At 54.7% G+C, this 21613-nt stretch carries 27 protein-coding genes; 26 read left to right on the top strand and 1 reads right to left on the bottom strand.

The annotated features are described in order from the left end of the window. Positions 1-4: 4 nt before the first annotated feature. Positions 5-481 carry a transglycosylase SLT domain-containing protein gene (locus tag C6A40_RS22125; protein WP_008324168.1) on the bottom strand — a complete coding sequence of 159 codons (477 nt, stop codon included), beginning with the start codon at positions 479-481 and terminating at the stop codon, positions 5-7. 431 nt (positions 482-912) lie between these two features. Between C6A40_RS22125 and traM the strand changes: the two genes are divergently transcribed. From traM to traG, 26 genes are all read left to right on the top strand, one after another. Beyond that, the gene (gene traM, locus C6A40_RS22120; protein ID WP_008324167.1) at positions 913-1305 is read left to right on the top strand and encodes a conjugal transfer relaxosome DNA-binding protein TraM; all 393 of its coding nucleotides are present in this window, start codon (positions 913-915) and stop codon (positions 1303-1305) included. A gap of 188 nt (positions 1306-1493) precedes the next feature. Then, complete coding sequence (locus tag C6A40_RS22115) at positions 1494-2183, top strand: hypothetical protein (RefSeq protein ID WP_008324166.1); 690 nt, start codon at positions 1494-1496, stop codon at positions 2181-2183. 86 nt (positions 2184-2269) lie between these two features. Continuing rightward, the gene (locus C6A40_RS22110; RefSeq protein WP_008324165.1) at positions 2270-2494 is read left to right on the top strand and encodes a TraY domain-containing protein; all 225 of its coding nucleotides are present in this window, start codon (positions 2270-2272) and stop codon (positions 2492-2494) included. A 57-nt stretch (positions 2495-2551) separates the two neighbouring features. Continuing rightward, positions 2552-2902 carry a type IV conjugative transfer system pilin TraA gene (gene traA, locus C6A40_RS22105; RefSeq protein ID WP_008324162.1) on the top strand — a complete coding sequence of 117 codons (351 nt, stop codon included), beginning with the start codon at positions 2552-2554 and terminating at the stop codon, positions 2900-2902. A 150-nt stretch (positions 2903-3052) separates the two neighbouring features. Continuing rightward, entirely contained in the window at positions 3053-3358 is a 306-nt protein-coding gene (traL, locus tag C6A40_RS22100; protein ID WP_008324160.1) for a type IV conjugative transfer system protein TraL, read from the top strand. 14 nt (positions 3359-3372) lie between these two features. After that, the gene (gene traE, locus C6A40_RS22095; RefSeq protein ID WP_008324158.1) at positions 3373-3939 is read left to right on the top strand and encodes a type IV conjugative transfer system protein TraE; all 567 of its coding nucleotides are present in this window, start codon (positions 3373-3375) and stop codon (positions 3937-3939) included. After that, positions 3926-4669 (top strand): type-F conjugative transfer system secretin TraK, encoded by a 744-nt coding sequence (gene traK, locus C6A40_RS22090; RefSeq protein WP_008324157.1) that lies wholly within the window; start codon positions 3926-3928, stop codon positions 4667-4669. Before traE ends, traK begins: the two co-directional genes overlap by 14 nt. Further along, entirely contained in the window at positions 4656-6050 is a 1395-nt protein-coding gene (gene traB, locus C6A40_RS22085) for an F-type conjugal transfer pilus assembly protein TraB (protein ID WP_008324156.1), read from the top strand. The genes traK and traB overlap by 14 nt, the downstream gene beginning before the upstream one ends. A gap of 21 nt (positions 6051-6071) precedes the next feature. Then, on the top strand, positions 6072-6611 hold the full coding sequence (gene traV, locus C6A40_RS22080) for a type IV conjugative transfer system lipoprotein TraV (protein WP_008324154.1): 540 nt from the start codon (positions 6072-6074) through the stop codon (positions 6609-6611). Positions 6612-6730: 119 nt separating this feature from the next. Continuing rightward, positions 6731-6955, top strand: a complete 225-nt coding sequence (locus tag C6A40_RS22075) for a TraR/DksA C4-type zinc finger protein (RefSeq protein WP_008324141.1) — start codon at positions 6731-6733, stop codon at positions 6953-6955. A gap of 3 nt (positions 6956-6958) precedes the next feature. After that, a complete protein-coding gene (locus C6A40_RS22070; RefSeq protein WP_008324139.1) occupies positions 6959-7144 on the top strand; it encodes a hypothetical protein in 186 nt (61 codons plus the stop codon). Continuing rightward, positions 7128-7529, top strand: a complete 402-nt coding sequence (locus tag C6A40_RS22065) for a hypothetical protein (protein WP_008324137.1) — start codon at positions 7128-7130, stop codon at positions 7527-7529. The genes C6A40_RS22070 and C6A40_RS22065 overlap by 17 nt, the downstream gene beginning before the upstream one ends. Continuing rightward, the gene (traP, locus tag C6A40_RS22060; protein ID WP_008324135.1) at positions 7519-8085 is read left to right on the top strand and encodes a conjugal transfer pilus-stabilizing protein TraP; all 567 of its coding nucleotides are present in this window, start codon (positions 7519-7521) and stop codon (positions 8083-8085) included. The genes C6A40_RS22065 and traP overlap by 11 nt, the downstream gene beginning before the upstream one ends. After that, complete coding sequence (gene traC / locus C6A40_RS22055) at positions 8078-10708, top strand: type IV secretion system protein TraC (RefSeq protein ID WP_008324134.1); 2631 nt, start codon at positions 8078-8080, stop codon at positions 10706-10708. Before traP ends, traC begins: the two co-directional genes overlap by 8 nt. Then, entirely contained in the window at positions 10705-11052 is a 348-nt protein-coding gene (gene trbI / locus C6A40_RS22050) for a type-F conjugative transfer system protein TrbI (RefSeq protein WP_008324133.1), read from the top strand. The genes traC and trbI overlap by 4 nt, the downstream gene beginning before the upstream one ends. Beyond that, positions 11052-11699 (top strand): type-F conjugative transfer system protein TraW, encoded by a 648-nt coding sequence (traW, locus tag C6A40_RS22045; protein ID WP_008324132.1) that lies wholly within the window; start codon positions 11052-11054, stop codon positions 11697-11699. The genes trbI and traW overlap by 1 nt, the downstream gene beginning before the upstream one ends. A 2-nt stretch (positions 11700-11701) precedes the next feature. After that, positions 11702-12688, top strand: coding sequence for a conjugal transfer pilus assembly protein TraU (traU, locus tag C6A40_RS22040; protein ID WP_032160671.1), 987 nt, complete (start codon positions 11702-11704; stop codon positions 12686-12688). Between the two features lie 16 nt (positions 12689-12704). Continuing rightward, on the top strand, positions 12705-13334 hold the full coding sequence (gene trbC, locus C6A40_RS22035) for a type-F conjugative transfer system pilin assembly protein TrbC (RefSeq protein ID WP_008324130.1): 630 nt from the start codon (positions 12705-12707) through the stop codon (positions 13332-13334). After that, positions 13331-15184, top strand: a complete 1854-nt coding sequence (gene traN, locus C6A40_RS22030) for a type-F conjugative transfer system mating-pair stabilization protein TraN (RefSeq protein ID WP_022652255.1) — start codon at positions 13331-13333, stop codon at positions 15182-15184. The genes trbC and traN overlap by 4 nt, the downstream gene beginning before the upstream one ends. 31 nt (positions 15185-15215) lie before the next feature. Then, on the top strand, positions 15216-15404 hold the full coding sequence (trbE, locus tag C6A40_RS22025; protein WP_008324128.1) for a conjugal transfer protein TrbE: 189 nt from the start codon (positions 15216-15218) through the stop codon (positions 15402-15404). A gap of 30 nt (positions 15405-15434) precedes the next feature. Continuing rightward, entirely contained in the window at positions 15435-16184 is a 750-nt protein-coding gene (gene traF, locus C6A40_RS22020; protein ID WP_008324127.1) for a type-F conjugative transfer system pilin assembly protein TraF, read from the top strand. 16 nt (positions 16185-16200) lie between these two features. Then, on the top strand, positions 16201-16449 hold the full coding sequence (gene traQ / locus C6A40_RS22015) for a type-F conjugative transfer system pilin chaperone TraQ (RefSeq protein ID WP_008324126.1): 249 nt from the start codon (positions 16201-16203) through the stop codon (positions 16447-16449). Then, positions 16439-16993, top strand: a complete 555-nt coding sequence (gene trbB, locus C6A40_RS22010; RefSeq protein ID WP_008324125.1) for a type-F conjugative transfer system pilin assembly thiol-disulfide isomerase TrbB — start codon at positions 16439-16441, stop codon at positions 16991-16993. Before traQ ends, trbB begins: the two co-directional genes overlap by 11 nt. Then, positions 16986-17414, top strand: a complete 429-nt coding sequence (locus C6A40_RS22005; protein ID WP_008324122.1) for a hypothetical protein — start codon at positions 16986-16988, stop codon at positions 17412-17414. Before trbB ends, C6A40_RS22005 begins: the two co-directional genes overlap by 8 nt. Beyond that, positions 17401-18771 (top strand): conjugal transfer pilus assembly protein TraH, encoded by a 1371-nt coding sequence (traH, locus tag C6A40_RS22000; RefSeq protein ID WP_016247527.1) that lies wholly within the window; start codon positions 17401-17403, stop codon positions 18769-18771. Before C6A40_RS22005 ends, traH begins: the two co-directional genes overlap by 14 nt. After that, positions 18771-21593, top strand: coding sequence for a conjugal transfer mating-pair stabilization protein TraG (gene traG / locus C6A40_RS21995; protein ID WP_008324119.1), 2823 nt, complete (start codon positions 18771-18773; stop codon positions 21591-21593). The genes traH and traG overlap by 1 nt, the downstream gene beginning before the upstream one ends. Positions 21594-21613 lie beyond the last annotated feature (20 nt).

Genomic DNA, 21613 nt, shown 5'->3' with positions numbered 1-21613 from the left:
CTTTTTACTGTTTTGCAAGAGTCTGCGCTGCATTTTTATTATTCTTTATAGCCCGATATGTTGCCTCAATTTTTCTGGCATAGACATATCTTCTCTGCGCCTGTTCTTCTGTTTTCCTGAAACCTGCATTATAAGCGCCCACGGCCTGCCAGCTGACTCCCCACTTTTTGAATGCAATTGCAAGATAGTAAGCCCCGGTGTAGATATTCATACACGGATCGGAAAGAAGATGCTCCGGTTTTATTCCATAACGAGCCAGTTCGTTAAAGTGCTGGGAGTCCACCTGCATAAGTCCGGAGCCAAAACCCGAAACAGGATTGTAGCCTTTTACGTATGTGCGGAAGTTCGATTCATTCCAGGAGATTGCCCGAAGCAGATCCGGATCTATATGATAATCCCTTCCTGCCAGATCAAAACAATCAGCAGCGTTCAACATTCCAGAAAAAGCCAACATTAAAAACGTAAGAGCAATCCGTTTCATTTCTTCCCTCCGGGCACCATGCCGGAAATACGTTAACCCATCCCATGCCCAGACTCAACTAATATGCACTCCTCACCACCAAAAGCTCCACACCCCACGCAAAATTAAAGTTTTGCTGATTGGGTATTCAAATCATGCAGTTAGTGAAAAAGTAATGTGAAATAATTTATTTTAATGTGTGTAAACGACTCGGTAGCGAGTTCTATTCGACTCGGTAAAAACTCTACTCAGAGTCATTTGTGACTATTTTTAATAAATCCATTGAGTTATGACTACGGCGAGTCTATATTCGAGTCGTGAATTTTTACAGTGTGTGTCGGCATGCAAGTCGTCTGTTTTCTGGCAGGGAGTTTGTGCCGAGTCGTGCATTTTTAGCTTTTCAAAATATTCTGAGGTACAGAAGTTTTGGAACTATAAATAAGGAGAAAATTATGGCCAGAGTTCAGGTCTATGTAAGCGATGAAGTGTCAGAGAAAATAAGAGTAATCGCTGAAAAACGTCGCGCTGAAGGAGCGAGAGATAAAGATGTAAGTTTTTCGAGCATTGCATCAATGCTGGTCGAACTTGGTCTTCGGGTCTATGAAGCGCAAATGGAAAGAAAAGAGTCTTCCTTTAATCAGGCGCTCTATAATAAAACTATTCTTGAAAATGTAATGAAAACTCAATTTATAGTCAGCAAGCTCCTGGCGATGGAGTCGCTGAGTCCGCATCTCGCAGGAAATGAAAAATTTGATTTCAGGGATATGGTTACGTGTATACGTGAAGATGTGCAACAGATTGTTGAAAAATTCTTCCCCCAGGAGGAAGAGTCTCAAGATAATTAGCTGAAAATGTTTGATAAATAGGATTTAGATCTGCTGTTTTTGAGTGACTTTGGCGTCAGTAATTGATATATTTTATGCAGACATAAGTAAAATTTGATGCTCGCCATTCAGTTTGGCGGGTCGCCGGTACACCGGGCTAGACCCCCGGGTGTACCGACTATACACAGAAACCTTCAGAGGAGGCTTCAATGCACCCGCGCGATCCTAGAGATCTCTCCCAATCAAGTCAATCATTAGATGATATTGTGAAGCGTTTTGATGCGCTCTATAAGTACTCACCTTTGCCTTTTTGCATTCGGAATCAATCCAGAAACCCCATATATAAAAATGATGCATATTTAGATTTCTTTCACCCATTATCAAAGTGTTTTTCAGGTGTCAGTTTTGATCCTGATGAAGTTGAGCTTGATTTGTCGACAATTGAGTTGGAGGCCTTTGTTATGGGGCCTGATACAGCTATTTGTAGAACTTTTAATTTGAATGGTGAGTTTTATCAGTTACGTGTTGAAATTCGTATGGTAAATAAAGAATTATATGCTTTATGGTTTATTAATTACTTCCCGGATTATCAAGCTTTATTCAATACCTCGAATAGGATAAAAAATGATGAGTTTGATTTTGATATTTTTATATCAGGGTTGACGAATAAAAAGATGATTACGTTATGTTTTTCAATTCTTGGTTTTCAACTTCATACGATGGCGCAATATTTAGGTGTCTCTGAAAAAGCAATTTCAAGCAGACTTTCTAGTGTGAAGAGTGAGCTTGCGAAATATTTTATTGATTACGATGACTTCAGATTCTACTGCATGAGAATGGACGTATACAGAAAGGTGAGAATGGTTGTTCTTAAGGTTTTGAATGTTAAATTTATGTAAAAAATATAGTGGAATTTTTCGCGTATTGAATAAATTGTATTCAATGTGTCACTATCCTGACGCAGGAATATGTTGAGAGGGAAAACATGATTAGACGTCACAGGCTTCGTGGCCCAACGGTAACTATGTCGATCTACCTTGACCCACAAACCGATCTTCTTATTTTGAAGGCGAAGGACAGAAGTGGTCGTTCTAAATCAGCTGAAGCGCTGATTCGGTTACGTGACCACCTGGAAAAATTCCCTGATTTCTATAACTCTGAAATGGCGGAGGTGATCCCAAACAATCTTGAACCCAAGTCACAAAATTAGTTTCTTAGGATTTTTATTTCAACAAATCTATCCGGTGTAATTAAAGGATTAATGAATATGACTGATGTGTCTGTTATTAACGCTGTACCCGCGACCCCTGCAAAGAAAAAATTCAGCAAAGTCCCGTTACTCAAAGCGCTGAAGTTTGCCCTGCCTGTCGCAGCCCTTGCTGCGTTTTTCCCTGATACGGTTCTTGCCTCGACTGCGGGTAAAGATCTGATGTCCAGCGGCGATGCAACCGTTAAAGGAACATTTGGTAAAGACTCCAGCGTGGTTAAGTGGGTTATTCTTGCCGAAGTTCTGGTGGGCGCCGTGATGTATATGACGACCAAGAACCTCAAGTTCCTGGCGGGCTTTGCGATCCTGTCCGTATTCGTCACGGTAGGTATGTCTGTCGCAGGATACTGATATCCAGCGACAGCCGTTCAGAGCCACTTCCGACTATTAAATTCCGGTTTAATTCTGAATGCCCTTCACGAGCATTCACGGGAGGGCTTTGCCTGTAATCCGGCTGGCAGGTATTTCCATACTGCCAGCTGTACCGGAGACGGAACATATATGGCAGATGAATCTCTCAAAAAATATCGCTTTCCCGAAACCCTGACGAATCAGAGCCGCTGGTTTGGCCTTCCTGTGGATGAGCTTATTCCGGCGATTGTCTGCCTGGGGTGGGGATTCTGGACCCAGCATTATATCCCCGGAATTATCGCTGCCGTACTGGCCTATCTCGGAATTAAAAAGCTCAAAAAAGGGCGGGGCAGTTCATGGCTACGGGACCTGGTCTACTGGTATATGCCGACCTCACTGCTGAGGGGGATTTTTCATGATGTACCCGACTCATGCTACCGCCAGTGGATTAAATAGACAGGAATAATCAGATGGAACACGGAGCACGATTAAGTACACAGCGGGTTATTGCCATCGGCTTTATTGCCATGGGGGTGGTTATTCTGGGAAGCATCACCACCAATGTTATTCAGGCCGTCAACAACTACCGCCTTCAGAATGAGCAGAAGTCTATCGTCACGCCAATGCTTTTCAACGCGCCGTTTGCCGTGTCGCAGAACCAGGCAGATGCCTCCTACCTGCAACAGATGGCCCTGTCGCTTATCGCCCTTCGCCTCAATGTTACCCCGGAAACCGTTGATGCCTCTCATGAGCAGCTGCTGTCCTATGTCAAACCCGCAGCGCAGAACGAGCTGAAAATCCGGCTTGCTGAGGATGCGAAGCGCATTAAGGACAACAACGTTAACTCGTCTTTCTATATGACCAGCGTGAAGGTTTACCCGGCAAGCAGCCGCGTGGACGTACGCGGCCAGTTGAAGACCTGGATAGGCGACTCGAAACCGTATCCCGAGCTGAAACAGTACGTTCTCAAGTTCGAGCGCGAGGACGGCATCAGCTGGCTCAGTCACTTCGGAGAAATCATCGATGAACAAAAATAGTCGCCGTGCGCTGCTGGCGTTGCTGATGCTCGCTTCCGGTCAGACGGTCGCCGCACCCGCTGCGCTTTCTGCCACGATTGTCCCGTTGACGAACGGCGGACAGGCCAGCATCGCGGTCAGCAATACCGACCCGAACCTTTTTACAGTCGCAGGTGACCGCGTGACGGCCCTGACCAGCCTCGACGGTGAGCTGACGCGTCAGGAACAGACGGCAAGCGGTGGTGTGATTGTCAGCACCCTCAACAAAAAGCCTTTCACGTTCATTCTGGAAACCGAACGCGGCCTCAACTTCTCGGTACAGGCCGTGCCACGTGCGGGCGCGGGGCGAACCATCCGGCTGGTCAGCGAGCTGTCCGGTACGGGTGAAGCGGCGCGCACCTGGGAAGAGTCTTCCCCCTACGAGGCCACGCTGGTTTCCCTGAGCCAGCATCTGCTGGGCGGGCAGCTTCCGTCCGGCTGGCAGGCTATCCCCGTTACGCATGAAGCCCTCAACGCTCCCGCCGGACTTTCTGCAGTCCCCGAGCGCGTCTGGGTGGGTAATCACCTTAAGGTGGTGCGCTATCGCGTCACCAACAATACCGGGATGGCCCGCAACATCGCGGAAAGCGACTTCTGGCAGAGCGGCATTCGCGGCGTGCTGTTTGGTGAAGCCTCGCGTCAGCTGATGGCGGGCGGCGCCCTGCAGGTCTTCATTATCAGCAGCGGAGGTGCGGCTGATGGCCAGCATTAATTCAGTGGTGAAGCGCAAGCAGTTTATCTGGCTGGGTATCGTGCTGGCGACCGTGGGCGTGGTGGGCGGCGGCGGCTGGTATCTGGCGGATGCACGCTACGAGGGCAGCAGCGATGCGGCAGCCGCCGGCGAGCCTGCGCCCGATATGACCGGCGTGGTGGACAGCACCTTTGACCAGAAGGTGCAGCAGCATGCCACGACCGAGATGCAGGCTACGGCCTCCGAGATGCAGAAGCAGTATGCCGAAATGCGCCGCGAGCTTGAGCTGCTCAGCAAGGGGCAGGCAGGCTATCAGCACCAGATTGACAAACTCAGTCAGGATAATGCGGCGCTTTCCGCTCAGGTCAGCGCGCTGGGGGCGAAACCCGTCACCGCATCGGGTGAGCCGGCCCCGCAGCCGCCAGTGCCTGCGCCGGGGCCTGAAGGTGAGCCGCAGCCGACCGGTTTCCCGCCGCAGACGGGGGCCGTCCCGCCGCCGACCGCGTTCTATCCTGGTAACGGCGTCACGCCGCCGGCGCAGGTGCAGTACCAGCCCATCCCCGTACCCAACCAGCTGCGCCGGCAGTCTTTTGCCCACAGCGACGAGAGTAAAGGTCCGTCCCTGCCGTACATCCCGTCGGGCAGCTTCGCCAAATCGATGCTGATTGAGGGGGCTGACGCCAACGCCTCCGTAACCGGTAACGAGTCCACGGTGCCGATGCAGCTGCGCATTACGGGCAGGGTGGAAATGCCCAACAGCAAAAGCTACGACCTGACCGGCTGCTTCATCGGGCTTGAAGCCTGGGGCGACGTGTCCAGCGAACGCGCCATCGTACGCACCCGCAACATCAGCTGCCTGAAGCACGGCGTCACCATCGACCAGCCCATTGCCGGGCACGTGAGCTTCCGGGGAAAAAACGGCATCAAGGGCGAGGTGGTGATGCGAAACGGCAAAATCCTCGGCTGGGCATGGGGCGCGGGATTTGTTGACGGCATCGGTCAGGGCGTGCAGACCGCGTCCCAGCCTTCGGTCGGCCTCGGCGCCACGGCATCACTCGGCGCGGGTGACGTGATGAAGATGGGGATTGGCGGAGGCGCCTCCAAAGCCGCCCAGACCCTCAGCGACTACTACATCAAACGCGCAGAGCAGTACCACCCCGTCATTCCTATTGGGGCGGGTAACGAAGTGACCGTTGTCTTTCAGGACGGTTTTCAGCTGAAAACCATTGAAGAGCTGGCGCACGAGAATGACAGAAGCAAAGCGGAGGGCGACGACCGCAGCCCGGTTCCGCCGCCGTCAGTCCCGCAGGGCGGCATGAACGGGTTCAGTACCGACCAGATGCTCAACCAGCTGGGCAGGCTTAACCAGAGCCAGTTTATGCCGAAGGCCGACTCACAATAACCCCACGTAAAGGAACCGCAAATGAACAAGACAGTGCCTGTTGCGCTCACACTGGCCAGTCTCCTGACGCTGTCGGGATGTGCCGGTACAACGAGCGATTTTGAGTGTAACGCGACGACATCCGATACCTGCATGACCATCGAGCAGGCCAATGAGAAAGCCAAACGACTGGAGGAGGCCAGCGCGGTAAAGCCGGGTGCGACATCGCTGCCGCGCCTGGCTGAGGGTAATTTCCGGACCCGGTCCGTGCAGCCCCTGACGCTGCCGGCTGAACCGGTGCATGCCATCGCATCCAGGAATGCACCTCTGACGGGTATACCGACTCTCCCCCGCCCGCAGCCGCACTCAGCCTCACGGGCGCCGCTCTCCACGGTCACGCCGGTTACTGTGTCGCCGCCAGGGCGCGAGTCCATCGTGGACCCGAGGCCGCTTCGCGTCGGTGAAAAGGCGGCCGGGCTGTGGATCGCGCCCTATATCGATACGCAGGACGTTTATCACCAGCCGACGCGGGTGTTTTTTGTTGTGAAACCCTCAGCGTGGGGAACCCCACGCGTTAACTGAAACCTGAACCGCCACCGCGTGTGGCACCCATTTTAACAATCTGTCGTTATCACGCGTGCCCTGAAACGTAAAAAGGGATGGGCGGTAGCGTGTCCGGACAGTGTGAGCAGGGAGCGTTGATGGCAGACGAACTCGATCTCCTGCAGGAGCAGGACGAATTGCTGAACCAGCTTCATATACAGGCCGCGAGGCAGCGATCCTGCCTGCAGGGCAAAAGCCGCAACCGGTGCGAATGCTGTGGCAATCGCATCCCCCTCAGGCGGCAGCAGGCCATCCCGGGCGTACGTACCTGTACGGAATGCCAGCGGGTTCTGGAAATACGAGAAAAACAGTATCTGAGGTGACCGATGGGAAGAAGAAAAACCAATGTGATGGTCGTGGGGAAAACCGGTAGCGGTAAGACAGCCATCAGCGTTGAGGTTATGCGGACCTTTTTATCAGAACGACAACTCCGCGACTGGCGTGAATTGCGCAAAGACATTCAGAACGATGGCAAAAAACCAGGAGACGAACATCATGACAACCAACAGTAACAGCGGTCCGGGTAAGACCCGCCACCTTAACGATATAGCGGCCTGCTGCGAGGCGATGGGGATGCGTGTCATCTGTGTTAATGCCGCAGAGCGCGACTTCTGGCTTTCAGCGTCTCAGCAGAGCGCTCCCGCCCTTGACGGGAAGGCTGGGATTTCTCAACACATAATGCAACGGCAGCGTGGGCACTGTCTGTTCCTGGGTAAAGCAGGCTCAGGTATGAGCGTAACAAAACAGCAGATGAGGGTTTTCCTGGCGAAGTCTGACGTCAGCCGGATTAAAGCGCTGTACAGCGGAGAGGACGGGGAGAGGCTGGCGGAGGCTATCAGACACAACTGCAGCGTCTGGTTTCCGCTGAATCCCGGAGGTAAAGGGAATGATGCTTAAGCTTCTGTCCGTCCTGCTGTATTGCCTTAGATGGCTTGCCTGGGCTTTTCACTATCTGATTATCTGGCCTGCCGCCACGCTGATGCTGCTGGTTGCCATGCTTTTGTGGATGGATAACACCACGCCCGGAGAGGCGATGGCGCAGGAAATTATGGCCGTCACGCATAACGTCAGCAGTGGCGAGTTTCGTATTGCGGTCTGCCGTGATGAACCTTTACAACCCTTTATACCGCCTGCTCCGCAGAACAAGTCCTCCGGCCTCACGCTGCATGACGCTCCCTCTGCCGTCTGCCATGACCGGGGCAGCGTCGTCACCGATGCTAAAGGATATGCCGGTCATGTTGACGGGGCGCTGAGTGCGTTTAAGTTGCTGTGGATTGTGATGGCCATTGTGTTTTCAGGGGCGGCGCTGCTTATGGGATGCCGTCCGTATTTCTGCCTGTACGGTCAGATGCGCTCAGTGCGTTTTCGCTACGGTATCCCCGCCAGCCGCCCGGCCCCTGCGACGGAAGCGGTCAAAACGGCCGACAATAAAAAGGAGGGGGATCATGAGTAATCCGCTGGACTCCGTCACCCGCACGGTCAACTCGCTGCTGACGGCCCTGAAGATGCCCGATGCGTCCTCTGAGGCGAACGATGTCCTCGGGCAGATGCGCTTCCCGCAGTTTAGCCGCGTGCTGCCGTACCGCGACTACGATGCGGAAACCGGCCTCTTCATGAACGAAAAGACGATGGGCTTTATGCTCGAGGCGCAGCCCATCAACGGCGCCAACGAAACTATCGTTTCGTCGCTGGAAAACCTGATGCGCACCAAGCTGCCCCGCGAGGTGCCGGTGGCCGTTCACCTGGTGTCCAGCCATCTGGTGGGTCAGGATATCGAGTATGGCCTGCGCGAGCTCTCATGGACGGGGGAAAAGGCTGATACGTTCAACGCCATCACCCGCGCCTACTATCTCAGGGCCGCAGAAGAAGGGTTCCCGCTGCCCGATCACCTCAACCTGCCGCTGACCCTGCGTAACTACCGGGTGTACATCTCCTGCTGCGTCCCCCGTAAGCGCGGAAGTAAGGCCAGCGTGATGGAGATGGAAAACCAGGTCAAAATCATCCGCGCCTCGCTGCAGGGGGCGCAGATAGCCACCCGCAGCGTGGATGCGGATGCCTTTATCCGCATTGCGGGCGAAATGATTAACCACAACCCGGATGCGCTGTATCCCACCGAACGGGAACTGGACCCGCTCAAGGATCTGAACTACCAGTGCGTGGACGATACCTTTGACCTGAAGGTGAAGGCCGACTACATGACGCTGGGGCTGCGCGGTAACGGTCGCAACAGCACCGCGCGCATCATGAACTTCCAGCTGACCAAAAATCCGGAGCTGGCCTTCCTCTGGAATATGGCCGACAACTACAGCAACCTTCTCAACCCGGAACTGTCCGTTTCGTGCCCGTTTATCCTGACGCTGGTCCTTAGCGTGGAAGACCAGGTAAAGGCGCAGAACGAGGCCAACCTGAAGTTCATGGATCTTGAGAAGAAGTCCAAGACCAGCTACGCCAAGTTCTTCCCGGGCGTGGCGCAGGAGGCAAAAGAGTGGGGCGATCTGCGCCAGCGCCTGTCGTCCGGGCAGTCCTCGCTGGTGAGCTATTTTCTGAACGTGACCCTCTTCTGCCGCGATGACCAGGAAACTGCGCTGAAGGTCGAGCAGGACGTACTGAACAGCTTCCGTAAAAATGGCTTCGAGCTGATTTCCCCGCGCTTTAACCATATGCGCAATTTTCTCGTGAATCTGCCGTTTATGGCGGGCGGCGGCCTCTTTAAGCAGCTGCGTGAGTCCGGCGTGCTGCAGCGCGCCGAAAGCTTTAATGTCGCCAATCTGATGCCGGTGGTGGCGGACAGCCCGCTGGCCACTTCCGGCCTGCTGGCACCGACCTACCGCAACCAGCTGGCGTTTATCGACCTGTTCAGCCGCGGCATGGGTAACACCAACTTCAATATGGCGGTGTGTGGCACCTCCGGCGCGGGGAAAACCGGGCTTATCCAGCCCCTGATACGCAGCGTTATCGACTCCGGCGGCTTCGCCGTGGTGTTCGACATGGGCGACGGCTACAAGTCCCTGTGCGAGAACATGGGCGGGGTCTACCTCGACGGCGAGACGCTGAAGTTTAATCCGTTCGCTAACGTCACCGACGATACCATCGATGAGATGGCCGAACGCCTGCGGGACCAGCTGTCCGTGATGGCCAGCCCCAACGGCAACCTGGACGAGGTGCACGAAGGTCTGCTGCTCAAGGCGGTGAAGGCCACCTGGCTTACGAAGAAAAACCAGGCGCGCATTGACGACGTGGTGGACTACCTGATGATGGCCCGCGACAGCGAGGAGTACAGCGGATCGCCAACCATCCGCAGCCGCCTCGATGAGATGGTGGTACTGCTGACCCAGTACACCCGCGACGGGGTGTACGGCAGCTACTTCAACTCCGACGAACCGTCCCTGAAGGACGAAGCCCGGATGGTGGTGCTTGAGCTCGGCGGACTGGAGGACAGGCCGTCCCTCCTGGTGGCGGTGATGTTCTCGCTCATTCTCTACATTGAGAACCGCATGTACCGCACGCCGCGCAGCCTGAAGAAGCTCAACGTGATAGACGAAGGCTGGCGCCTGCTGGACTTCAAGAACAACAAGGTCGGGGCGTTTATCGAGAAGGGCTACCGTACCGCCCGCCGCCATACAGGTTCGTACATCACCATTACGCAGAACATCGTCGATTTTGACTCGGAAACGGCCTCCAGCGCCGCCCGCGCGGCATGGGGTAACTCGTCCTACAAAATTATCCTCAAGCAGTCCGCCAAAGAGTTCGCCAAGTACAACCAGCTGTACCCGGACCAGTATTCGCAGCTGCAGCGCGACATGATTAAAGGTTTTGGCAGCGCGAAGGACAACTGGTTCAGCAGCTTTATGCTGTCGGTTGAGCACCTGACGTCCTGGCACCGCCTGTTCGTCGATCCGCTCAGCCGGGCAATGTACTCCTCGGACGGTCCGGACTTTGAGTTTCTGCAGCAGCGACGCCGGGAAGGGCTGAGTATTCACGAAGCCGTCTGGGAGCTGGCGTGGAAAAAATCCGGGCCGGAAATGGCCGCGCTGGAGCGCTGGCTTCACGAGCATGAAGGGAAGACCATCTCATGAAAAAACACGTACTCATTAACGCCGCGCTGATTGCCGGCACGCTGGCTGCGGGCGCAGGCATCAGCTGGCTGGTCTGCCAGCTTAACCGTCCTGTGGTTGTGGCCTTCAACATGAAATCCACGGTGGATGCCTTCTTTGACAGCGCCGGTCGCCGTTCACTGGACGAGGCGCAGACAAAAGCACTTTCAGACCGCTTTAACGCGTCACTGGAGGCCAGCCTCAGGGACTGGCAGGTCCGCCATCGTGCCCTCATCCTTGTCGCACCTGCCGTGGTGCAGGGGGCGCCGGATATCACGCGTGAAATCCAGACTGACGTGGCCCGCCGGATGAAGGAGGGGGGGTGATGCGCGCCCTTGCCCTGGGCCTGACGCTGCTGACCGGCAGCGTGACGGCCGCTGACCTCGGGACGTGGGGCGATCTCTGGCCGGTGGCGGAGCCGGATATGCTGACCGTTATCGAAAGCCGGCTGCAGACGCTGGCGCAGTCCGGCGAGATGGACAAAAAGATGGCGGAGTTTAAGGCGCGCGTGGTGCGCAACAGCCAGCGCCCGCCTGCCGTTGAGGGAATAACCCGCGCGGTGCGCTACGAGCGGCGCTGGTTTGACCCGAGCGTGCGGGTGGACAAGGCGCTTGCCGACGACAGGGGCAACGTGTTTGCTCAGGCGGGGCAGGTCTTTAATCCGCTTGATGTGGTGCCGTTTAACGAAACCCTGCTGTTTATCAACGGCGACGATGCGGAGCAGCTCGCGTGGGTACAGCGACAGAAGCCTGACACCCTGATCACCCGCATCATTCTGGTTCAGGGCAACATTCCGCAGACGTCGGAGAAGCTCGACAGCCGCATTTTCTTCGACCAGAACGGGGTGCTGACCGCCCGGTTCGGCATAAGCCAGGTGCCGGCGCGGGTAACGGCGGCACCCAGCGGAAAGCGCCTGCAGGTGGAAATCATTCCGCCCGATATGGCGCAGCATGATGCAGGAGGTGTCCGGTGAAAATGCTGACCGTCTCTCTGTTCGGGCTGCTTCTGTGGGGTAACAGCCACATGGCAGCGGCGGACGCCGCCTGCGAAGGGCGCTTCGTCAATCCGATCACTGATATCTGCTGGCGCTGCATGTTCCCCCTGTCGCTCGGCAGCACAAAAGTCACGGGCGGGGATTTACCGGACACGTCCAATCCCGGTAGCCCGATACAGTTTTGTCCCATGCCACCGCCGGTATTTCAGCGCGTTGGCCTGGCAATAGGGTACTGGGAGCCGATGGCCATGACCGATGTGGCACGTTCTCCGGGCTGCATGGTGAACCTCGGCGGATTCACCGTTAATCTCGGGAAAATGGGGATGGGCGCCGCCAAAAAAGATGACAAACAGGTCAATGGCGCGTTCTACCACGTGCACTGGTACAAATATCCGCTGACGTACTGGCTCAATATCATCACCTCCCTCGGGTGTCTGCAGGGCGGCGATCTGGATATCGGATACCTGTCTGAAATCGACCCGACATGGGGGGACAGCGCCCTGACCTCCATTCTGAATCCGGAGGCGGTCATTTTTGCCAACCCCATCGCGCAGGGCGCATGTGCGGCCGACGCGGTGGCCAGTGCAGCAAAAACGTCGGTTGACGCGCTGTTCTGGTGTGCCGGATCGCAGGGGTCAATGTATCCCTTTAACGGCTGGGTGAGCAATGAGTCCAGCCCCCTGCAGTCTTCCGTTCTGGTCAGCGAGCGCATGGCGTTCAAGCTGCACCGTCAGGGTCAGATAATGGAGAGCGTCGGGGAGGATAAAAAGGTCTGCTTCGAGTATCCGTCACCCATTATTCCCAAAACGCGCTGGCGCTATCAGATGGTGAATATGTATCCGGACGTGGCGCAGTGCCATCCCTTCGGCCGAACGGTCATGCGCTGGGAAACGGGGCGTAACCCGCCGAACACGAAGAAAAACTACGGCTATCTTCTCTGGCGCAAGCGCAACTGCGTCTTCCTCTGAGAAAAAGGAAACTTCCATGAAAACTCTGTCCGGTCTGACGGCGGCGCTGCTGCTGTCAGCATACTGTTGCACTGCGCTGGCGTCAGGGGCTGATGAGGCGAACCGCGAGTTTATTCGTCAGCAGGAGTCTTTCAGCCAGCAGCTGAGGGGGCAGGACAACGCGCCGCTGCGCCAGATGCTGGAGCAGCAGGTGCGCCAGAACCCTCTTTCAGCAGACGACGCCCGCTTTATCGGGGAGCTGAAACAGCGCCAGCGCGAGGACCAGCAGGATAAACCCACGCACGGTGCCCTGTATTTCGTCTCCTTTGCCATCCCGCAGGCGGGGCTTAAGCGCATGCTGACCGAGGCCCGCCGCTACGATATTCCCGCCACCCTGCGGGGTATGGTCAACAACGACATGAAAACGACGGCAACCGCCGTGATGGCGCTTGTTCAGGACGGCTCAGCCAGCGGCGTCGCCATCGACCCGACCCGCTTTCGTGAGTACGGGATCACCAGCGTGCCGTCCCTGGTGGTGTACTGCGAGGCGGGCCACGACGTGATTCGCGGCAATCTTCATCTGAAGCAGGCGCTGGAAAAGGTGGTGGGGAAGGGCGAGTGCAGGGATGAGGCGCAACAGCTGCTTAATAAAGGAGATGCCCGATGAAAAGAGCAATACTGATGTCGGTGCTGGCCATTGCCACCACGATGGCAAGCGTGAATGCATTTGCCGATGCTGACGCGCAGTACAGGGCGGGGGCTGATTTTGCCCGTCAGGTACAGGGGCAGGGTGAGAGCAGCCTGAAAAACTTTAACCCCTCAGCGTCTATCCCCAACTATACCGCCTCACCCGGTGAGAAAAAGTACTATGGCGGTGTGACGGCGACCGGTGATGGTGCGCTGAAAGCGGACGGTACCACGGGCTGGACTACTAATGAGGCTACAAAAGCCGTCACCGACTCGTTTGTTAACAACCCGAAGGAGCCCATTTCGCCCGACGCGCCGTTTATTAAGGCCAGCCAGGATGTCCAGTCCCGCGCTGATACCATCATCGGCAAAACGGGGCAGACGCAGTGCGAAGCGCAGAATATCAGCCGCAGTGAGTTCACCAACTATACCTGTGAGCGCGACCTGCTGGTTGAGCAGGCCTGTACGCGCACGGCCAGCATTACCGGCCACTATGAAGATACATCTGAAACAAAACAGATTGTTATCCAGTCTCAGAATATTTCGTTTGCTTCCTCCGAAGCGGGATACACAGGAACATGGACTGCGCCGGTGACAGGGAAGGTTGTTGCTGCAACAGCCACCTATTCCTGGAATAAACGTCTGGCGTTCAGTAATCCTAACTGGTTTATGCGAGTAACCACGCCTTTCGGGTTGATTTCCATGGATAACGATACCGGTAGCCTGGCGCTGAGTAGCGGCATGCAGCTGAAGAAAGGCGCAGGGATGGTGTTTTCCATTCGTACCAGGAGAAACAATCCCACTACAGATTCAATCTGGAAGCACAGCAATATGCGCTACAGCTTCACCGTTACGCTCCAGATTGAAATTCCCGCCAAAAAATGGGTACCAGACGTGGTCTGGAACGAATCCTGCCCGTTCAGCAAGAGCGAAGGTACGCTCAAAAAGACGGAATGTATTGAGCCGGGGAGCACAAAAACGGTGGTGGTTGACGGCGTGTCATACCCGGTCACGCAGGCTTGCTGGAAGTACAAAGACACGTATATGACCCAGGCTGCTGACAATGGCACCTGCAAAACCTACATGAACAATCCGGCCTGTACGCTTGCCTCACGCACCTGCGCCTTCACGGCAGAAGACGGCAGCGGCTGCCTGCATGAATACGCGACGTACTCCTGTGAAACACGTACTTCCGGCCAGGTGATGATATGTGGCGGCGACACCTTCTGTCTCGATGGTGACTGTGAGCGGGCGCAGAACGGTAAAAACAACGATTTTGCACCTGTCGTTTCGGCACTCGCCGCGCTGGCCGCTGCGGGCAAGGACGTGGCAGCCATTAACAGCGTTAACGTACGCGCCTTTACCGGCAGCGCGAAGTTCTGCAAGAAGTTTGCGGCAGGCTTCAGCAGCTGCTGTAAGGACGGCGGCTGGGGCCAGGACGTCGGGCTTGCCAGGTGCAGCAGCGAGGAGAAAGCGCTGGGCAAGGCCAAAGAGAATAAGCTCACGGTCAGTATCGGTGAGTTCTGTTCAAAAAAAGTGCTCGGCGTCTGTCTCGAGAAGAAGCGCAGCTACTGTCAGTTTGACTCAAAGCTTGCCCAGATTGTGCAGCAGCAGGGACGTAACGGTCAGCTTCACATCGGCTTTGGCAAGGCCAGCAGCCCGGACTGTCGCGGCATCACCCAGACTGAGTTGCAACAAATCAAGTTCGACAAACTCGACTTCTCAAACTTTTTCGACGATCTGCAAAAGAACAAGAAAATCCCGGATAACGACACCCTGACGAAGCGCGTCCGCGAGGAAATCGCCGCGCAACTGAAGAACAAACAGTAAGCCACTCATCACTCACTCAGGACTCTCCATCATGAAAATTAAAGGATTTACTGGACGCCTTATCATCAGCCTGATTGTCGCCTCACCGGTGCTTTACTGGCGCGGGAATATCGTTGATGAAACAACCCGCATCGATGTGTTTTTTATGGCGCTGATGGTTGTGCTTTTCGTGGCGGGAGTTCTGCTGGCGTGGCTGTTAAACCCGCTTTTCAAACGATAACCGACCTGCTTCGGGATAAGGAAGGTTCCAGTGAAAAAGAGAAAGACAGCGTTAGCGCTGCTGCTTCTTGGCAGCGTTTTTACCGCCACAGGAAAAGATGCCGGCTGGCAGTGGTACAACGAAACGCGCAGAACGCCGGAGGACGACAAATCCTCTTCAACACAGCCTCAGCAGGCCTCGCCGGACATCATGGAGAAGCTTGCCACGCTTCAGCAGGCCACGAAGCGCGCCATGTACGAGGCCATTCTGTATCCGGGCGTGGAGAACTTTACCCGCTACTTCCGCCTGCAGAACTACTGGACGCAGCAGGCCGGGCTGTTCTCGATGAGCGCCAAAAAAGCCATGCTCGAGCACCCCGAACTGGACTACAACCTGCAGCACAGCCACTACAACGGTACCGTGCGCAACCAGCTGGCGGCGGACTTTGCCGACCAGCGCCGCGCCATTGAAACGCTGGCTCAGCACTATGGCGTGATGTTCTTCTACCGCGGACAGGACCCGATCGACGGCCAGCTGGTTCAGGTCATTAAAAACTTCCGCGAAACGTATCACCTCAGCGTCATTCCGGTTTCCGTGGACGGTATCGTGAATCCACTCCTGCCGGATACCCGAATGGACGGTGGACAGGCCAGCCGGCTGGGTATTCGTTACTTCCCGGCGCTGATGCTGGCCGACCCTAAAAGCGGGGCGGTCAAACCCGTCTCGTATGGCTTTATCAGCCAGGATGACCTGGCGAAGCAGTTCCTCAACGTTTCCACAGATTTTGCCCCCAACTTTTAATACAGGAAGAGTTCGCATGCGCAAATTCCGTTTTCGCCTGCCTGAGTTCGACGTGCCCGGATTATGGGTGCTGAGCCTCGGGATATGGTTTCACATTGTTTCCCGCCTGGTCCGGCGCGAGCCGGAGATGGCCATTCTTCTGGCGCAGATAATCGGCGTATCGATGGCGCTCTGGGGGGGCTACCGCATCATCAACCGCTGGATTGATGCCGCCCGTGAGGCCGAAAAGGCCCGTGATGCCGGAGGATGCCGACATGAACCTTAGACATACCGTGTTTACCGTGGCGCTCATGTCCCTCTGCCTGGCCACACAGGCTTCCACAATGGACGAGATCAAATCGTTATGGCATCCACAGGGGGCGCGAACGTCGGGATCTCTGCCAACATCCCCGGAAGACCCTGAAGTTAAGCCACTTCCGGCGAAGCCGCCGGTCTGGTACCGCCTCAGCAACGGCCGCCAGATCAATCTGGCCGACTGGAAGGTCGTGCTGTTTATGCAGGGACACTGCCCGTACTGCCACCAGTTTGATCCGGTCCTGAAGTCGCTGTCGGCACGGGTGGGGTTTGGGGTGATGGCCTACACCATCGACGGTCAGGGGGATGCGTCCTTTCCCGATGCGTTGCCCGCGCCGCCGGAGGTGATGAAAACCTTTTTCCCTAACCTGCCCGTGGCCACGCCAACCACCTTTCTCGTCAACGTAAACACCCTTGAAGCCCTGCCCCTGCTGCAGGGCGCGACCGACGAACAGGGCTTTATGGCCCGCATGGATACGGTCCTTCAGATGCGTGGAGTGGGTAACAATGGCTGATCAGAACAATGCAGAGGAACACGACATGATGACCTCCGGAATGCTTCAGAGAGCTACGACGCCAGAGTTAATCGCGCTCAGGGCACGGAAAGAGGACGCACGGTTCGGCGTTTATGCTGAGTGGGCGGGCATTTTGCTCATTGCCGGCGTGCTGTCGCGCGTCTTTATGACATACGTTTTCAATGCCTGCGTCGGCGACTGGCTCAGGGACGGTCACCTGCAGCTGAAAGATTTGTGGAACGTGTTGATGTACGCCATTCCACTGATATTTATCGCGCTGAGCGGCGGGCTTGCCGTTGCAGGTGGCGTTTATGCAATCCTGAACTCGCTTTATACGAAAGGGCAAATGTTCATACTAAAACGAAAAATGGGAAAACTCGCCCTGCAGGCGAGTCGGGAGGGTGCCGATGTTCGTCCGTAAACCTCTCTCCATACTGTGTGGCCTCCTTCTTGCGTGTTCAGCGAGCGTGAGTGCCGACGTGAACAGTGACATGAACACCTTCTTTAATAAGCTGGGCTTTGCGTCCAACACCAGCCAGCCACAGGTCTGGCAGGGCCAGGCCGCGGGCTACGCCACGGGCGGCTCACTCTACGCGCGCACGCAGGTGAAAACCGTCCAGCTTATCTCCATGACGCTGCCCGACATCAACGCCGGCTGCGGCGGCATCGATGCCTATCTGGGCTCCTTCAGCTTTATTAACAGCGATCAGTTGCAGCGTTTCGCCAAGCAGATTATGTCCAATGCGGCCGGATACTTCTTCGATCTGGCGCTGCAGACCACGGTACCGGAAATCAAGACCGCTAAAGACTTCCTGCAGAAGATGGCCAGCGACATTAACAGCATGAACCTCAGCTCCTGCCAGGCGGCGCAGGGGATTGTCGGCGGTCTGTTTCCGCGCACTCAGGTCTCCCAGCAGAAGGTCTGCCAGGACATTGCCGGTGAGAGCAACATGTTTGCCGACTGGGCGGCATCCCGCCAGGGCTGCACGGTGGGGGGAAGCATGGATAAGGTCCGTGATAAGGCCAGTGATAAGGATAAAGAGCGCATAACGAAGAATATCAATGTCATCTGGAATGCGCTCGGAAAGAACCGCATGTTTGACGGGAATAAAGAGCTTAAGGAGTTCATCATGACCCTGACCGGAACAATGGTCTTTGATGAGAAGGGTAATATAACCCCGCTTCCGGCAAGAACGACCGATCGCGACCTTATTCGGGCCATGATGGAGGGGGGGACTGCACGGGTGTATCACTGTAATGACAGCGATAAATGTCTGAAGGTGGTTGCCGATGCTAATGTCACGATCAGCCAGAAAAATGCACTGAAAAATCAGATAAAAGACATCCTTTCCAGCATTCAGAATAAAGCCGTTGCCGATCTAAAGTTAACCGAGAAAGAGAAGGGATTTATCACAAGTACTACCATCCCGGTCTTCAAGTACCTGGTTGATCCACAGATGCTGGGGGTTTCTAACAGCCTCGTTTATCAGCTAACCGATTACATCGGCTACGACATTCTTCTCCAGTACATCCAGGAGCTGGTCCAGCAGGCCCGTGCAATGGTGGCAACGGGAAACTATGACCAGGCGGTTATCGACAGCATCAATAATAACCTCAACGAAGCCACGCGGCAGATAGCCTCCTTCCAGGCACAGGTGCAGGTACAGCAGGATGCGCTTTTGGTTGTTGACCGCCAGATGAGCTACATGCGCCAGCAGGTCTCGGCACGCATGCTGCAGCGCTACCAGAACAACTATCACTTCGGGGGGGCGCGCTGATGCAGGAAATCTATGTCATCGCGGGCGGCGACTGGCTGACGCAGACGCTGAATGCCATCGTCACGTTCATGTCGACGGAGAACTGGGTTGTTATTCGGCGTATTGCGACGGCTTTCTCTGTGCTGGTTGTAGCCATTTCGTGGATACGACGGCACAACATCATGGATATGCTGGGCTGGGCAGGCGTCATTGTGCTGATGTCGCTGCTGGTCAGTGTTCGCACCTCCGTACAAATAATCGATATCAGTAATCAGACAAAGGTCTATAAAGTCGATAACGTGCCCGTCGGGCTGGCACTGCCTGCATCGCTGACCACCAAAATCGGATATGCCCTTGTTCAGGGGTATGAAATGGTCTTTTCACAGCCCGACAGCATCACCTACAGCAAAACCGGCATGATATTTGGGGCGAATCTGGTTTCACGCAGTACGGACTTTTTATCACAGAACCCAGAGATAACTACGATATTCACGGACTATGTGCAGAACTGCGTGATGGGCGATATTTTCCTGAACGGAAAATATACCATGGAAGATCTAATGAACAGTGCAGACCCGTATACGCTGATTTTCTCAAAGCCGAGTCCGCTGAGGGGGGTATTCAACAACAATAATCAGTTTTTAACCTGTGAAGAAGCCGCTGCGGTAATTAAGCCAAAGCTTGCCCTGGATACTCAGACCGGAGGAAAAACATGGAGTTACTACGTGCGTCAGCTTTTTGGCGGACGTCCGAATCCTGACATTTTGTTCAGCCAGATGATCGGGGACAGCTATAACTATTTCTATGGTGCTGGTCAGAGCGCCGCGTCGATTGTCCGTCAGAATGTGACGATGAACGCTTTGCGAAATGGCATCATGAGCTATGCAGCCCGCAACGGTGACACCTCAAGCCTGCTGAATATCGCCACTACGTCATCGATGGAGAAGCAGCGGCTGGCGCATGCGACGGTCGGTCAGGTGGCATTACGCTCACTACCTATGTCTCAGACGTTGATTGTCGGTCTGACCATCGGAATATTCCCCCTGATGGTGCTGGGCGGGATGTTTAACGCCGTCACCCTTAATGTGCTGAAGGGGTACGTGCTGGCTATCATGTGGGTGCAGAGCTGGCCACTGCTTTACGCCATCCTCAACAGCTGCATGACCTTCTATGCGAAGGCCAACGGTTCACCAGTGGTTCTCTCGGAGTTGTCACAGGTGCAGATAAAATACTCAGACCTCGCTACCACGGCAGGCTATCTGTCGATGCTTATCCCGCCACTGGCATGGGGAATGCTGAAGGGACTGGGGGCGGGGTTCTCAAATCTCTACAGCCATCTGGCCTCTTCCGCTATCAGCCCTGCAGCCACTGCTGCCTCTGGTGCTGTTGATGGTAACTACTCTTACGCTAACATGCAGACAGAAAATGTGAGTGGTTTTAACTGGAATACCAATAGCTCAACAGTATTTGGACAAATGAGCCAACAGTTGGCTAACGGAGCCAGTTCGACGCAAATGCGTGATGGTAGTGTAGTGACAGATTCCAGTGGTGCTACGTCACGTATTCCTATGAGTATCAACATGACTCGTCAGATTGCAACCGCACAGCAGGCAATGGCCCGCGAGGCACAAACCCAGTCAGAGAGTGCATTGCATGGATATAACAGTAGTTTGAGTAGCGCATGGAATACGCTTAGTCAGTTTGGCTCAAACCGTGGTAGCAGTAATTCAATGACCAGTGGCGCAGACAGCACTATGAGTGCTCAGGATTCTATGATGGCCAGCAGGATGCGCAGCGCAGTAGAAAGCTATGCGAAAGGGCATAATATTAGTAATGAACAGGCCACTCAAGAGTTAGCGTCAAGGAGCACCAGAGCGTCACTCGGATTGTATGGTGATGCACATGCTAAAGGAAGTATGGGGCTGAATGTGCTGGGTACCGGAGGAGGGGTAGGGTTTCAGGCAGGAGTTAAGGCGGGAGTTGATTTTTCCGATGACGATATGCACCAAGCAACAAATAGCTCTCGAGCTAGCCATGATGCTCGACATGATATGGATGCTAAAGCAACCCAGGACTTTAAGGAGGCGAGTGATTACTTTACTAGCCGTAAAGTCAGTGAATCTGGGAGCCATACGGACAATAATGCGGCTTCCCGAGCAGATCAACTTTCGGCATCGTTGAACTCAGCAAAACAGAGCTATGATCAGTACACCACAAGTCAGGCTCGTAGCCATGAATATGCTGAAATGGCGTCTCGTACAGAAAGTATGAGTGGTCAAATGAGCGAGGATCTAAATCAGCAGTTTGCCCAGTATGTCCGTAAACATGCACCTCAAGATGCAGATACATTGCTTACTAATACCAGCTCAGCAGAAATCGCAGGAAAACGTCGGGAACTGGCTTGGGGATTTGTTCAGGAGCAGGTACAACCGAGCGTTGATGCATCATATTCAGCAGCTAAAGGAAATGTTGGCCATGGTATGGGGGCCATTTCTGGTGGCGGTGGAAATAGCGATGTTAGTGCCGATCACCAGTCTCATCAGGCTACTATCGAACAACGTACACAGGACAGCGGAATTCAGAATAATGTAAAAGACCAAGTTGATAATATGCTCACAACATCGAGAGAGAATATAGCCGATACTAAAGGAGGAATACGCGATGAAGAAGGCAGCATAAATAAACAGTATTCTGATCTGCAAAAACATCATAATTCAGAGCAATCTTCGCAAATGAATACGTATAATAAGGAAAAGGAGTCTCAAGAACGAGTGCCGGGGGCTGACAGTCCTGAAGAACTGATGAAGAAGGCAAAAAAATATCAAGATAAACATAAGCAGTAACAGGATGCCAGAGAGGGTGC

The sequence above is a fragment of the Enterobacter sp. GER_MD16_1505_Eko_090 genome (genome assembly GCF_003331015.1).
GTDB lineage: Bacteria > Pseudomonadota > Gammaproteobacteria > Enterobacterales > Enterobacteriaceae > Enterobacter > Enterobacter roggenkampii.
This window is presented reverse-complemented; position numbering and strand designations above follow the sequence as displayed.